The sequence below is a fragment of the Amycolatopsis cynarae genome (genome assembly GCF_026802195.1).
Taxonomy (GTDB): Bacteria; Actinomycetota; Actinomycetes; order Mycobacteriales; family Pseudonocardiaceae; genus Amycolatopsis_E; species Amycolatopsis_E rhizosphaerae.
The window spans coordinates 4,586,602-4,600,038 of the sequence record NZ_CP113836.1; the positions used below are offsets into that span (position 1 = coordinate 4,586,602).

The window sequence follows — 13,437 nt, forward strand, 5'->3', positions numbered from 1 at the left end:
CCCCAGTCGTTCACCGGGGATATCGATCATGCTGTCCGGTTCGTTACGGTTCAGGCCGCCTTGGCCACCCGCACCGAGACCTTCACCCCGTCGCCGACGGTCCCCTCGGAACCGCCTTCCACCGCGCCGTAGGCGACCGAGACCGCGAGGGTCTCCCCGGCCACGAACTTCTCGTGCGGCTGCACCGCCTCGACCACGTCGGCCGGGGCGTCCACGGTCAGCTCGATGCGGTCGGCCACCTCCAGCCCGGCCTCGCGGCGGGCCTGCTGCACCACGCGCACCAGGTCGCGCGCGAGCCCTTCGGCGGCCAGTTCGGCGGTGACCTCGGTGTCCAGCAGGACCAGCCCGGAGCCCTCCGGCAGCTCGGCCGCCGCCGTCGCGCCCTTGACGTCCTTGGCCACCAGGCGCCGCTCGTACTCGCTGTCGAGCAGTTCGATCCCGGCCGCGACCACGGCGCCCTCCGGCGAGGTCGTCCATTCCCCCGCCTTCACCGCCTTGATCACCTTCTGCACGTCCCGGCCGAGCCGCGGCCCGGCGGCCCGCGCGTTGACCGCGACCTCGAAGGCGCCGTGCGCGGCGACGTCGGTGCTCAGCTCGACCGCCTTGACGTTGACCTCGTCGGCGATCAGGTCGGCGAACGGGCGCAGCGCCTCGGCGTCGCCTGCCGCCACCAGCAGCCGTGCCAGCGGCAGCCGCACGCGGAGCTTGTTCGCCTTGCGCAGCGACAGCGCCGACGAGCACACCTGGCGGACCCGGTCCATGGCCCGCACGAGGGGGGCGTCCGCGGGCAGTTCGTCGACCGTGGGCCAGTCGGTCAGGTGCACCGAGCGCTCACCGGTCAGCCCCCGCCACACCGCTTCGGTGGTCAGCGGCAGCAGCGGCGCCACCGTCCGGCAGGTCACCTCCAGCACGGTGTGCAGAGTGTCGACCGCGTCCCGTTCCCCGGCCCAGAACCGCTCGCGGGAACGGCGCACGTACCAGTTCGTCAGGACCTCGAGGAAGTCACGGACAGTGGTGCACGCGCCCGCGATGTCGCAGACGTCCAGTGCGGCCCCGACGTCGGTGACCAGCTCGTTGGTCTTGGCCAGGATGTAGCGGTCGAGCAGGTGCTTCGAGTCGGTCCGCCAGCGGCCCTCGACCCCCTCGGCATTGGCGTAGAGCGCGAGGAAGTAGTACGAGTTCCACAGCGGCAGCACCGCCTGGCGCACCGCGTCGCGGATGCCCTTGTCGGTGACGACGAGGTTGCCGCCGCGCAGGATCGGGCTCGCCATCAGGTACCAGCGCATGGCGTCGGAACCGTCGCGGTCGAACACCTCGTTGACGTCCGGGTAGTTCCGCAGCGACTTGGACATCTTCTGGCCGTCGGAGCCCAGCACGATGCCGTGCGAGACGCACATGCGGAACGCCGGACGGTCGAACAGCGCGGTGGCCAGCACGTGCAGCAGGTAGAACCAGCCGCGGGTCTGTCCGATGTACTCGACGATGAAGTCGCTCGGGTAGTGGTGCTCGAACCATTCCGCGTTCTCGAACGGGTAGTGCACCTGGGCGTAGGGCATCGACCCCGAGTCGAACCACACGTCGAACACGTCGGGGATGCGGCGCATCGTGGACTTCCCGCTCGGGTCGTCCGGATTGGGCCGGGTCAGCTCGTCGATGTAGGGCCGGTGCAGGTCCGTCGGCCGCACGCCGAAGTCCCGTTCCAGCTCGTCCAGCGAGCCGTACACGTCGATCCGCGGGTAGGCCGGGTCATCCGAGATCCACACCGGGATCGGCGTGCCCCAGTAGCGGTTGCGGGAGACCGACCAGTCCCTGGCGTTCTCCAGCCACTTCCCGAACTGGCCGTCCTTGACGTGCTCGGGGTACCAGGTGATCTGCTGGTTCAGCTCGACCATGCGGTCGCGGAACTCGGTCACCTTGACGAACCACGACGACACCGCGCGGTAGATCAGCGGGTTGCGGCAGCGCCAGCAGTGCGGGTACGAGTGCTCGTAGGTCTCGTGCCGCAGCAGCACCGCGCCCTGCTGTGCCGCCGAGCCCGTGCCGTTCTTGAGGTCGCGGATGATGTCGGGGTTGGCTTCGAACACCTGGCGGCCCTGGTAGTCCGGGACGGTGGCATCGAAGCGCCCCTTGGCGTCCACCGGGGTGACCGGGGTGATGCCCGCCGCGTCCGCCGCGGCCTTGTCGTCCTCGCCGTAGGCGGGCGCCATGTGCACGACGCCGGTGCCGTCGCCGGTGGTGACGAAGTCCGCCAGCAGGATCCGGTGCGAGTTCTCGGCGCCGACGAAGTACGGGAACGGCGGATCGTAGGACAGCCCCGCCAGCGCGGCACCCTTGTAGCGGGCGACGACCTTCGGCTCCTCGCCCAGTTCGCGCGCGTACGCCGGGACACGGGCCTCGGCGAGCACGAAACGCCGCCCCGGCTGGGTTTCCGGCTCCACCACCACGTAGTCCACGTCCGGGTGCACCGCGGCGGCCTGGTTGGAGGGCAGGGTCCACGGCGTGGTGGTCCAGATCAGCAGGTGTGCGCCGACCAGGCCGGGGTGGGCCTCGCTGCCGTGCAGGCGGAACCCGACGGTGACCGCCGGGTCCTGCCTGCTGGCGTAGACGTCCTCGTCCATCCGCAGTTCGTGGTTGGACAGCGGCGTCTCGTCCCGCCAGCAGTAGGGCAGCACCCGGTAGCCCTCGTAGACCAGGCCCTTGTCCCACAACTGCTTGAAGGCCCAGATCACCGATTCCATATAGGACAGATCGAGGGTCTTGTAGTCGTGCTCGAAGTCCACCCACCGTGCCTGGCGCGTGACGTAGTCCTGCCACTCGCCGGTGTAGCGCAGCACCGATTCGCGGCAGGCCCGGTTGAACTCGGCGATGCCCATGTCGTCGATCTGCGACTTGTCGGTGATGCCCAGCTGCCGCTCGGCCTCCAGCTCCGCGGGCAGGCCGTGGGTGTCCCAGCCGAACCGGCGTTCCACGTGCTTGCCGCGCATGGTCTGGTAGCGCGGCACGATGTCCTTGACGTAGCCGGTGAGCAGGTGGCCGTAGTGCGGCAGGCCGTTGGCGAAGGGCGGGCCGTCGTAGAACACGTACTCGTTGGCCCCGTGCGCGCCCGGGTCACGGGCGTCGATGGTGGCCTGGAAGGTCCGGTCGGACTCCCAGTACTCGAGCACCCGCTTTTCGAGGGCGGGAAAGGACGGCTGGGACTCCACCTGGCCCGGCGTCTGCCCGCCCAGCTGAGCCTTCGGGTACATCGGCGTTCTCCTCGCGGTTTTCGTCGCTCTCGCACGGATCCTGTGATCCCCACGGGGACGAGACGCGCCGGCGGGCACGTTCCGCGGTACCACCCCGCTTGCCCACCCGGAGGTGGGCCGCTCATTGGACGGCTGTCACGGGCCGCACCCGTCCGGTTCTACTGAGGCGCCCCGCCCTCGGCGGGTACCCGTTCTTCCGGAGGCTCCCCGGTGATGGCCGGATCGACGCCGTAGGCCTCCAGGCTATCGCACCGTGCGAACGGTCAGCGCGATGGCCGCCACCCACACCGCCGCTCCGAGGAGTCCTGCGGTGTGCAGACCGGACACGAAGGCCGCCGGGTGGGCGGGTTCTCCCGCCACGGCGCCGAACACGGCGGTGCCGATCGCGCCGAAGGCCTGCCGTGCGGTGTTGTTGACCCCGCTGGCGGCCCCCGCGTACTCCCCCGGTGCCCCGCCCACCGCCGCCGCGACCACCGCCGCGGTCAGCAGGCCCATGCCGAGGCCGAGGCCGAACCAGGTGGGCAGCACGGTCAGGTACCCACTGTCCGGCGAGACCCGCAGCAGGTTGAGCAGGGCGACGGCGCCCAGCGCCAGGCCCGCGATCATCAAGGGCCGCGGCCCGAACTTCCCGGTGAGCCGCCCGGTCACCGGGGCCATCAGCGACAGCGGGAGGAAGCCGGGCAGCAGGCGTACGGCGGCGGACAGCGGCGGGTAGCCGAGCACCCCCTGCAGGTAGAGGGTGAGCACGAGGATCATGCCCAGCCCGACGAAGTTCATCGCCCCGGCCACCAGGTTCGCGCCGGTGAACTGCCGCGAGCGCACCAGGGCGGGCGGCAGCATCGGGTCCGCGGCCCGGCGCTCGGCGAGCACGAAGGCCGTCGCCGAAACCACCGCGAGCACCGCGGCGGCCACCGCGCCCTGGATCACCGCGTACACCAGTGCGGCCAGTGCGACCGCCCCGGTCACCGCGCCCGCGAAGTCGGGGCGGCGGCCGGGCTCCCGCGACTCGGGCACTACACGCAGCGTGGCCGCGATCGCCACCGCGACCAGCGGCACGTTGAGCCAGAACAGCACACGCCAGCTCCAGGCGGCCACCAGCAGCCCGCCCAGCACGGGCCCGCCGGCCAGTGCCAGCGCCGAGACACCCGCCCACACACCCAGTGCCCGCGCCTGCTCGCGCCGCCGCGGGTAGGCGCGGGTGATCACGGCCAGGGTGCCGGGCAGCAGCAGCGCGGCCCCGAGCCCCTGCAGAAGGCGGAAGGAGACGAGCACCGGTCCGGAGGGGGCCAGCGCACAGCCCGCGGACGCGGCACCGAACAGCGCGAACCCGCCGACCACGACCCGCCGGTGCCCCACGACGTCCCCGAGCGCGCCCCCGGAGAGCAGGAACGCGGCGAGCACGACCGCGTAGCCCGCCACGATCCACTGCAGGGTCGGCAGGTCCGCGCCGAGACGGGCACCGATGGTGGGCAGGGCCACGTTCACGACGGTGACGTCGAGCTGGACCAGGAACATGCCCGCGCACATGGTGAGCAGGAGGGCAGTGCGCGTGGTGGTGGTCTGCCGGATCATGCCCCCAGCACACCGCGGGAAAACTTCCAGCGGGACGGAAGTGTCGCGGGGGCATCCTGGAGGCATGACGGGTGGAGACGCCGATATCGCCGCCACGGCCGCACTGTTCGCCGATCCGGCCCGGGTGCGGGTACTGGCCGCGCTCGCGGACGGCCGGTCGCTGGCCGCCTCGGTGCTGGCGGGGGAAGCCGGGCTGTCCGCACAGGGCACGAGCGCGCATCTGGCGAAACTGCGGGAAGCGGGCCTGGTCACCGTCGAGCGGTCCGGCAGGCACCGGTTCTACCGCCTGGCCGGACCGGAGGTCGCCGAGGTGATGGAGACGCTCGCGCGGTTCGCCCCGCCGCAGCCGGTGCGCTCGCTCAGGGCGGGCACGCGCGCCCAGGCGCTCCGCTTCGCCCGCACCTGCTACGACCATCTGGCGGGACGGCTGGGTGTCGCGGTCACCTCGGCACTGCTGGAGGCCGGGGCGCTCGCGGCCACCGACGGTGTCCGGTCCACCCGGCGGCGGGAGGGCGATCGTCTTTCCGCCCCGCTCGCGGCGCATCCCTACACGCTCGGTCCCGAGGCGCAGCCGGTGTTCAGGTCGCTCGGCGTGGACGTCGACGCGGTGCGACGGCGGAAACGGCCCCTGCTGCGGTTCTGCCTCGACTGGTCCGAGCAACGCCACCACCTCGCCGGAGGCCTCGGGGCGGAACTCGCGGTGGCGATGGAGCGGCTGGGCTGGATCGAGCGGCGCGCACCCGGGCACCGGGCGGTGCGCCTGACGGATCGGGGCGCCCTCGAACTGGACGCCCGTTTCGGTGTCACGCTCGCCGCGTGACCCTTCCGTTCGTCAGGAGGCGGGCTCGGTGCGGTGAGCGGCGATGAGCCGGGCGTCGGGGGTGCAGCGGGCACACGGGGTGAAGCCCAGTTCCCGTGCTTCCTTGACCACCAAGGGAATCGTGGCTCGGGCCTCGAGCCAGGCACAGTCGGGGAAGTGGTACCGCGGGTACTCGTCGACCACGACCACCTCGGTCTCCAGCCGGGCCACCACCTGCGCGTCCTCCGGGGCCGTCGGCTCCTCACCGGGCCCCCCGGCCGACTCGCCAGGCCCGCCGCGCTCGGCGGCATCGCTGCCCTCGGCCTCGGCACCCTCGCCACCGGGCGGGCTCACCTCGGTGACTTCGGTGACCTCACCGGCCTCGCCGATCTCGGTGGCCTCAGTGGCCTCAGTGGCGTCACCGGCCTCCTCACCGAGCCTCAGCGTCCGGGTGGGAGCGGACTTGTCCGGCCCCACCCCGTCCCCGCCGGCCTCTTCGGTCTCCGGCCGGCGACGGCGGCGGCGCCGACGCAGGTAGTCCACCACCAGGAACAGCCCTGCCAGCACCGACAGCCCGATGGACACCCAGGCCCACAGCGCGTTCGCGGTGATCAGTGCCGCGATCAGCAACCCCAGCGCGGCCAGGACCAGGATGAGCACGATGTAGAGCACGGTGCATTACAGCACGGGCAACCCCTCGGGCGGTCCCGACCCTCCGCACAGGAGCGCCGGAACCGCTACCCGGCGCGACCCGCGGGCCGCGCCTGGGCGGGGTCAGCCCGCCTCGGCGCGCGGCCCGAAGGAGTAGCCCTGTCCGCCGCCCGAGCCGGAGCCCGAACCGCCGGAGGTCGCCGACGCCGGGGCCGCGGAGCCGCGGTCGTCGAGTTCCCGCAGCTGGGATTCGAGGAAGCCCCGCAGCCGCGTGCGGTACTCCCGCTCGATCGTCCGCAGCTCCTCGATCTTCTTGCCCAGCGTGGTCTTCTCGCCGTTGAGGTTGTTCATGGTCTCGGTGTACTTGCGCTGCGCCTCGCGTTCCATCGAGGTCGCCTTGTCGCGCGCCTGACGCTCCAGGGTCTCGGCCCTGGTCCTCGCGTCGTTGAGCATCGTTTCGGCACGCGTGCGCGCCTCGTTCACCATCGAATCCGACTTGGCCCGCGCGTCGGAGAGCAGTTGCTCCGACTTGGCGCGCGCCTCGGCCAGCATGCCGTCGGACTCGGTCTTGGCCTCGGCGGTGAGCCGGTCGGCCATCTCCTGGGCCAGGCCCAGCACCTTGGCGGCCTGCACGTTGGGCTCGCCCGCGTCCATCGCGTGCGACTGGGTCTGCTCCACGGGCGACGGCGGCGGCACCGGGGCCAGGCGCCGCGGGGCCTCCTCACGCACCGCGCCGGCGCGAGCGGCTTCGAGATCGCCCCGGGTGCTCTCCAGTTCGGCATCGAGCTGCTCGACCTGCTGACGCAGCTCGTTGTTGTCCTCGATCAGCCGTGCCAGCTCGGTCTCCACCAGGTCGAGGAATGCATCCACCTCGTCCTCGTTGTAGCCCCGCTTGCCGATGGGTGGCTTGCTGAACGCGACGTTATGCACGTCAGCGGGGGTCAACGACATCAGATCACCTCACGCACTCCATGGCCTGCTCCGACTTCCCGGATTCCCCGATCATCCGGGATATGCCAGTTGCATCAGGAAGGACACAACCAACAGCAGCACCATAATCGATAAGTCCAGTCCGGCGCCGCCAATCCGAACCATCGGAATGATCCGCCGGACTAGCCGGACCGGTGGGTCGGTCACTGTGTAGATGGTCTCGAGCGTCACCGCAACCCCGCCGGCGGGCCGCCATTCGCGCGCGAAGAAACGGACGAGTTCGACCACGACACGCACTGTGAGCAGCAGCCAGAAGACGAACAGCACGTAGTAGACGGCCAGCCGGAAGACATCCACGACACCCACTCTGCCACACGCTCGGCGTGGCCCGGACATCCCTCGGGTCCGGTGTGTCCGGGTGCCGTAATCCAACTGTGATTTATCCAACTGTCTCACCCGAATGGAGTAGCGTCTCACCGTGAGTCAGCAGGCAATTACACTCGACCGTGCACTGAGGGCGTCCGAACGTCACGTTCAGTGACGAAGGAAGAGGCCGCCCTCCGCGATCCGACGACGGTCCTCGGCGGTCACTTCGATATCCGGCGGCGACAGCAGGAAGACCTTGTTGGTCACCTTGTCCATCGAACCCCGCAGCGCGAAGGCCAGCCCGGCCGAGAAATCCACCAGCCGCTTGGCGTCGGCGTTGTCCATCTCGGTCAGGTTGATGATCACCGGCACGCCCTCGCGGTAGGCCTCCCCGATGGCCCGCGCGTCCAGAAAGCTGGTGGGGTGCAGGGTCGTGATCCGGCTCAACGGGTCTCGCTGCGCCGCACGCGCCGCCTCCGGTACCGGGCGCAGCCGCGCGACGGGCTCGGGCTGCCGGTCCACGGCCAGCGCCCCGTGCACCGTGGGCTCGCGGGACGGCCGTGAGCGGACCGCCTCGTCCTCGTATTCGGCAGCGCGGTAGCGTCGCCGTGAGCGCGCCGGCGGATCTTCCTCGTCATAACCTTCGTAGCCGTCCTCGGCGTACTCCCGCCGGTAGTCACCGGCCCCCTCATAGCCGTCGTAGGATTCGTAGCCGTCCCCGTCGGCCGGGATCATGCCGAAGTATGCCTTCAGCTTCTGCAGCGCACTCATGCCTCTCCCTGCCGCTCCCTCACCCTGCTCACCCGGCCATAATGGAGCCCCTCCGGGTGATCTCGCTAGGGCGAGGCTAAACCGCGCCCGCCGAGCAGCGCGGTTCCGACACGCACACAGGTCGCCCCCCGGGCGATCGCCTGCTCCAGATCACCGCTCATACCAGCGGAAACCTCCGACGCACCGGGATGGTCGCGCCGCAGCCGCCCGGCGACTTCAGCCAGGCGGGCGAAGGCCTCGGCCGGATCGGCGCCCAGCGGCGCGACGGCCATCACGCCCCGCAGGTCCAGCCCCCCGGCCCCGGCGATGTACCCGGCGAGGGCGTCCAGTTCGGACAACGGGCAGCCGCCGCGGGCGGGATCGGCGTCGAGACTGGCCTGGATCAACACGGCCAGCGGCGGCCTCCCCTGCGCCCGCACCGCTTTGGCCAGCGCGTCGGCGAGCCGGATCGAGTCCACCGACTGCACCTCGTGGGCCCACCGCACCACCGACCGTGCCTTGTTCCGCTGCAACCGGCCGACCATATGCCAGCGCACCCGGGCCTCCGGCCGCAGCTTCGCGACCTCTTCGGCCTTCGGGCCTGCCTCCTGATCCCGGTTCTCCGCGAAATCGGTCAGTCCCAGATCGGTGAGCAGCGCGACGTCGGAGGCCGGGAACGTCTTCGTCACCGCGAGCAGGCGCACTTCGTCCCGGCGGCGCCCGGCAGCGGCACACGCCCGCTCGATCCGGGCCTCGACCGCGGCCAGCGCCTCCGCCAGTTCCGCCTTCCGCTCCTCACCACCCACGCAGGCGGCGGCTTCGCCATGATCGCTCATGCGACCTCCAGTGTCCTGCGGGGCACCCGCACCCGGTCGGCCCGCATGAGCGGCGGCTTCGCCATGATCGCTCATGCGACCACCAGTGTCCTGCGGGGCACCCGCACCCGGTCGGCCCGCATGAGCGGCGGCTTCGCCATGATCGCTCATGCGGCCTCCGTCTCCGTCCAGGTGACCGCCGCGATCCGGCCGGTGGTGCCTTCCCGCCGGTAGCTGAACAGGCTGGGCTCCTCGGCGGTGCACCGCGGGTCCACGCCGATCCTGCCCACGCCCGCCTCGGCGAGCTGACGCCACAACCCGGCACGCAGGTCCAGACCGGGCGTGCCCCTGCGGGTCCGGCTGGCACTGCCCGGCAGGTGCTTCTCCACGTCAGCGGCCATCTCGGCCGGGACCTCATAGCATTCGCCGCAGATGGACGGCCCCAGCAGCGCCTCGATGCGACCGGGCTCGGCACCCAGTTCGGTCATCGCCTTCACCGTCGCCGGAAGGATGCCGATCCGCGCCCCGACCCGGCCCGCGTGGGCCGCCGCGACGACCCCGGCCTCCGGATCGCCCAGCAGCACCGGCACGCAGTCCGCCACCAGCACCGCCACGGCCACCCCGGGGGTCGCCGTGACGAGCGCGTCGGTGGCCTCGGCCGGGCCCCGTTCGGTGCCGTCCACGACGGTCACCGTGCGCCCGTGCACCTGCTCCATCCACGCGATCCGGTCCAGCCCCAGCTCCCCGGCGAGCCGTTTCCGGTTCGCCGCCACGGCCCGGGGATCGTCCCCGACGTGATCACCAAGGTTGAACGACGCGAACTTCCCCGTCGACACCCCGCCGTCGCGGGTCGTCACCACTCGCCTGACACGCACCCCTTCACCTTCCCACGCCGCCGGACGGCCGGTGGCGCGGGTCAGCGGCGCATGAAGGGCGGGACGTCCACCTCGTCGTCGGTGGGGTCGTCGGTGACCGGGACGGCACGGCTGGGCAGGGCGCCCGGTGTGGTGCGGGAACCGGGGTAGCTGCGGCTGCCCGGGCCCGGCTGCGGCAGGGACGGCGTCTGCGATGCCGGGTAGCTCGGGGCCGGGCTGCGCGGCGGGGTCACCGGCGGGAACGCGTTCGAGGCGGGCGGGGGCGGCGTCGACGGCGTGGGCGCGGTGCGCACCTGGCCCGCCTCGGCCGAGGCCGTGGTGGACCGGGAACCGACCGTCGGCGGCTCCAGCTTCTTGTGGGTGGGGGCGCCGGCGTCGAACCCGGCGGCGATCACGGTCACCCGCACCTCGTCGCCGAGCGAGTCGTCGATGATCGTCCCGAAGATGATGTTGGCGTCCGGGTGGGCCGACTCCTGCACCAGCGAGGCGGCCTCATTGATCTCGAACAGACCGAGGTCCGAGCCGCCCGCGATGGACAGCAGCGCGCCGTGCGCGCCCTCCATCGAAGCCTCGAGCAGCGGGGAGTTGATCGCCTTCTCCGCGGCCTGCACGGCCCGGCCCTCACCACGGGCCGAACCGATGCCCATCAGCGCGCTGCCCGCCCCCGACATCACGCTCTTCACGTCGGCGAAGTCGAGGTTGATCAGACCCGGGGTGGTGATCAGATCGGTGATGCCCTGCACACCGGAGAGCAGCACCTCGTCGGCGGAGCGGAAGGCGTCCATCAGGCTCACCCCGATGTCGCCGAGCTGCAGCAGCCGGTCGTTGGGAATGACGATCAGCGTGTCGCACTCGTTGCGCAGCGCCTGGATGCCGTCCTCGGCCTGCTTGCCGCGACGCTTGCCCTCGAAGGTGAACGGCCGGGTGACCACGCCTATGGTCAGCGCGCCGAGCTTGCGGGCGATCGAGGCCACCACCGGCGCCCCGCCGGTGCCGGTGCCGCCGCCCTCACCCGCGGTCACGAAGACCATGTCGGCGCCCTTGAGCACCTCCTCGATCTCCTCGCGGTGGTCCTCGGCCGCCTTGTGCCCCACCTCGGGATTGGCCCCGGCGCCGAGACCGCGGGTCAGCTCGCGGCCGATGTCGAGCTTGACATCGGCGTCGGACATCAGCAGTGCCTGCGCGTCGGTGTTCACCGCGATGAACTCGACACCCTTGAGGCCGACCTCGATCATGCGGTTCACGGCGTTCACGCCGCCACCGCCGATGCCGACGACCTTGATCACCGCGAGGTAGTTGTGCGGGGGCGTCATCGGGTCCGCCTTCCTGATCGTAAGTACTCGTACCGCTCGCCAGAAACCGACACGGCCGACACGGGGCACCAGCCAAAACCCTCAACCTAAACTCAAGGCTTAGAGTTATGTCAACTTCCAGCTTGGTGCAGGACGGTAGGGATCAGGCACGCCGGAATCCAGCAGCCACGCCGCGTGTCGCCGAGCCCGGTGCAAAATCACCGGGCGGCACAGCGGAACACACGGCGGAACCGGCCCGTGCGGCGGTCCTGGCGGTCACCACTTTCCCGCGAAGATCACTCTCCGGTCAAGCCGTCGGTCATTTCCCGCAACAGATCCAGGTGCCCGGCGTGCCGCGCGGTCTCTTCGATCAGGTGGATCAGCACCCAGCGGAGGTTGATCGTGCCGCCGCGGAAGGGGACCTCGTCCTCCAGCGCGAGCTTCGCGGTGATCTCCCGGCTCCGTTCGCACTGGCGCTCGTACCCGGCCAGCAGTTCGCTCATCGGCTTGCCCAGGGCGAGGCGGAACTCGGCATCGCGATCCTCCTCCAGCGCGTCCTTCCAGGAATCGGGCCGCCCGTCGAGTACCACGCCGAACCAGTACTCCTCGACGTAGGTGAGATGCTGCAGGAGACCGGCGACCGTGGTGAGTTCGCTCGGCACCAGGCTGCGGCGCGCCTGCTCGTCGGACAGGCCCCCGCACTTCCACGTGACGGTGCCGCGCAGGTAGTCGAGGAAGGCGGTCAGCTGCTCCCGCTGCCCGCCGGAGAACGCGGGCTCAACCCGCTTGGGTGCGTCGGTCATGGCCCGGAGTCTGCCATCGTGGTACGACAGCCGGCCCGATTTCCCGCCAGGAGGAGCCATGACGATCCGCACCGCGACGACCCGCTGGACGGGCGATCTGCGCAGCGGCACCGGCCACGTCACGTTCGTCTCGTCGGGCGCCGGAGAGTTCGACGTGACCTTCCCGTCGCGCACCGAGAGCCCCGACGGGAAGACCAGTCCCGAAGAGCTGATCGCCGCCGCGCACTCGTCCTGCCTGGCGATGAACCTCTCCGGGGTACTGGCCAAGGAAAACCTGGTCGCCGACGCGATCGACGTCCGGGCGGAGGTCACCCTCGGCCCGGCCACCGGTGGCGGCCTGGAGATCAGCGGCATCGCGATCACCCTCCGCGCCACCGTCGACGGGGTCGACGCGGACGCCTTCGCCGAACTGGCCAAGACCGCCGAACGCACCTGCCCCGTCAGCAAGGCCCTCGCCGGCACCACCATCACCCTCGACGCCGCCCTGGCCTGAAACGCCGCGATTCCGCGTCGCCGTGAGGGGTCCCCCTCCCGGCACTGGAGCCTCGGGGTCAGGAGATGGTGGGCAGTTCGGGGCTGGCCACGTCGTAGGTCTTGCCTTCGCGGGTGAGCAGGACGGCCAGCACCTTCGCCTTGCGGTCGGGGTCCTCCGCGCTCCCCCAGCGCACCACCTTCCCGTTGGCGAGGGTGAACTCCACACCCCCCGGCGTCTTCGCCCGCACCGTGGCGACCTGGGTCTTCAGCTCGGGCGGCAAGGACCGCAGCACGGCGGTCACCGAGCGCGTCACCGGATCGTCCGGCGCGACGCGGGCCAGGCTCAGCTCGGGCAGCTTGTCCGGCCGGTTCTTGACCGTCTTGTAGTCCAGCCCGGTCCCGTCCACCAGGTGCACCCCGTCGGCGGCGGCGAAGAAGGCGACCGGATCGCGTTCGGTGACGGTGATCAGGACCGTGGACGGCCACGACCGGCTCACCTCCACCGAGGCCACACCGGGCAGCTGGGCGACCCGTCCGGCGATCTCCCCGGTGTTCAGCAGCAGCATCGGGGCCCGGTCCGGCACTTGGGCGGCGGCCCTGATCTGGTCCACGGGAACGGCGGCCGCCCCGCTCACCTCGACGGTGCGCACCCCGAACAGCGAGGTGAAGCACACCACGTACGCGAGGGCGAGCACGGTGACCACGGTCAGCAGCGCCACCCACCGGCGCCGCAGCGCACGGCGACGCAACGCGGCCCTGGTCTTCGGACGAGCGGGCTGGGGAGGGCGCCTCCGGTCGGGCCGCCCGGTGCCGCGCCGCGTGGCCGGTCCGCGCCGCTGCCCGCGCTCCCGCGTGACCATCAGGC

13 protein-coding genes are annotated in these 13,437 nt (G+C 71.3%); 2 read left to right on the top strand and 11 right to left on the bottom strand.

Features of this window, described 5'->3' with window-relative positions:
- Nucleotides 1-50: 50 nt before the first annotated feature.
- Nucleotides 51-3,245, bottom strand: coding sequence for an isoleucine--tRNA ligase (ileS, locus tag ORV05_RS21890; RefSeq protein ID WP_268753887.1), 3,195 nt, complete (start codon nucleotides 3,243-3,245; stop codon nucleotides 51-53).
- A 243-nt stretch (nucleotides 3,246-3,488) separates the two neighbouring features.
- On the bottom strand, nucleotides 3,489-4,817 hold the full coding sequence (locus ORV05_RS21895; protein WP_268753888.1) for an MFS transporter: 1,329 nt from the start codon (nucleotides 4,815-4,817) through the stop codon (nucleotides 3,489-3,491).
- A 64-nt stretch (nucleotides 4,818-4,881) separates the two neighbouring features.
- Here ORV05_RS21895 and ORV05_RS21900 point away from each other — a divergent pair, with 64 nt between their 5' ends.
- On the top strand, nucleotides 4,882-5,637 hold the full coding sequence (locus ORV05_RS21900; RefSeq protein WP_268753889.1) for an ArsR/SmtB family transcription factor: 756 nt from the start codon (nucleotides 4,882-4,884) through the stop codon (nucleotides 5,635-5,637).
- 12 nt (nucleotides 5,638-5,649) lie between these two features.
- On the opposite strand, the gene ORV05_RS21905 is transcribed toward ORV05_RS21900, so the two are convergent.
- The 8 genes from ORV05_RS21905 to ORV05_RS21940 all read right to left on the bottom strand — a co-directional run bounded on the left by ORV05_RS21905 (nucleotide 5,650) and on the right by ORV05_RS21940 (nucleotide 12,098).
- On the bottom strand, nucleotides 5,650-6,288 hold the full coding sequence (locus ORV05_RS21905) for a hypothetical protein (RefSeq protein WP_268753890.1): 639 nt from the start codon (nucleotides 6,286-6,288) through the stop codon (nucleotides 5,650-5,652).
- A gap of 102 nt (nucleotides 6,289-6,390) precedes the next feature.
- On the bottom strand, nucleotides 6,391-7,218 hold the full coding sequence (wag31, locus tag ORV05_RS21910; RefSeq protein WP_268753891.1) for a DivIVA-like cell division protein Wag31: 828 nt from the start codon (nucleotides 7,216-7,218) through the stop codon (nucleotides 6,391-6,393).
- Nucleotides 7,219-7,269: 51 nt separating this feature from the next.
- Nucleotides 7,270-7,554 carry a YggT family protein gene (locus ORV05_RS21915; protein WP_407652529.1) on the bottom strand — a complete coding sequence of 95 codons (285 nt, stop codon included), beginning with the start codon at nucleotides 7,552-7,554 and terminating at the stop codon, nucleotides 7,270-7,272.
- A gap of 177 nt (nucleotides 7,555-7,731) precedes the next feature.
- The gene (locus tag ORV05_RS21920) at nucleotides 7,732-8,334 is read right to left on the bottom strand and encodes a cell division protein SepF (protein WP_144586969.1); all 603 of its coding nucleotides are present in this window, start codon (nucleotides 8,332-8,334) and stop codon (nucleotides 7,732-7,734) included.
- A gap of 65 nt (nucleotides 8,335-8,399) precedes the next feature.
- The gene (locus ORV05_RS21925) at nucleotides 8,400-9,149 is read right to left on the bottom strand and encodes a YggS family pyridoxal phosphate-dependent enzyme (RefSeq protein ID WP_268753892.1); all 750 of its coding nucleotides are present in this window, start codon (nucleotides 9,147-9,149) and stop codon (nucleotides 8,400-8,402) included.
- Between the two features lie 146 nt (nucleotides 9,150-9,295).
- Entirely contained in the window at nucleotides 9,296-10,003 is a 708-nt protein-coding gene (gene pgeF / locus ORV05_RS21930; RefSeq protein ID WP_268753893.1) for a peptidoglycan editing factor PgeF, read from the bottom strand.
- Between the two features lie 41 nt (nucleotides 10,004-10,044).
- Entirely contained in the window at nucleotides 10,045-11,316 is a 1,272-nt protein-coding gene (gene ftsZ / locus ORV05_RS21935) for a cell division protein FtsZ (protein WP_268753894.1), read from the bottom strand.
- A 275-nt stretch (nucleotides 11,317-11,591) separates the two neighbouring features.
- Nucleotides 11,592-12,098 carry a DinB family protein gene (locus ORV05_RS21940; protein ID WP_268753895.1) on the bottom strand — a complete coding sequence of 169 codons (507 nt, stop codon included), beginning with the start codon at nucleotides 12,096-12,098 and terminating at the stop codon, nucleotides 11,592-11,594.
- Between the two features lie 58 nt (nucleotides 12,099-12,156).
- On the opposite strand from ORV05_RS21940, the gene ORV05_RS21945 reads away from it, so the two are divergent.
- Nucleotides 12,157-12,591, top strand: a complete 435-nt coding sequence (locus ORV05_RS21945) for an OsmC family peroxiredoxin (protein WP_268753896.1) — start codon at nucleotides 12,157-12,159, stop codon at nucleotides 12,589-12,591.
- A 58-nt stretch (nucleotides 12,592-12,649) separates the two neighbouring features.
- Here ORV05_RS21945 and ORV05_RS21950 read toward each other — a convergent pair whose 3' ends face one another.
- Complete coding sequence (locus ORV05_RS21950) at nucleotides 12,650-13,432, bottom strand: cell division protein FtsQ/DivIB (protein WP_268753898.1); 783 nt, start codon at nucleotides 13,430-13,432, stop codon at nucleotides 12,650-12,652.
- Nucleotides 13,433-13,437: the final 5 nt, after the last annotated feature.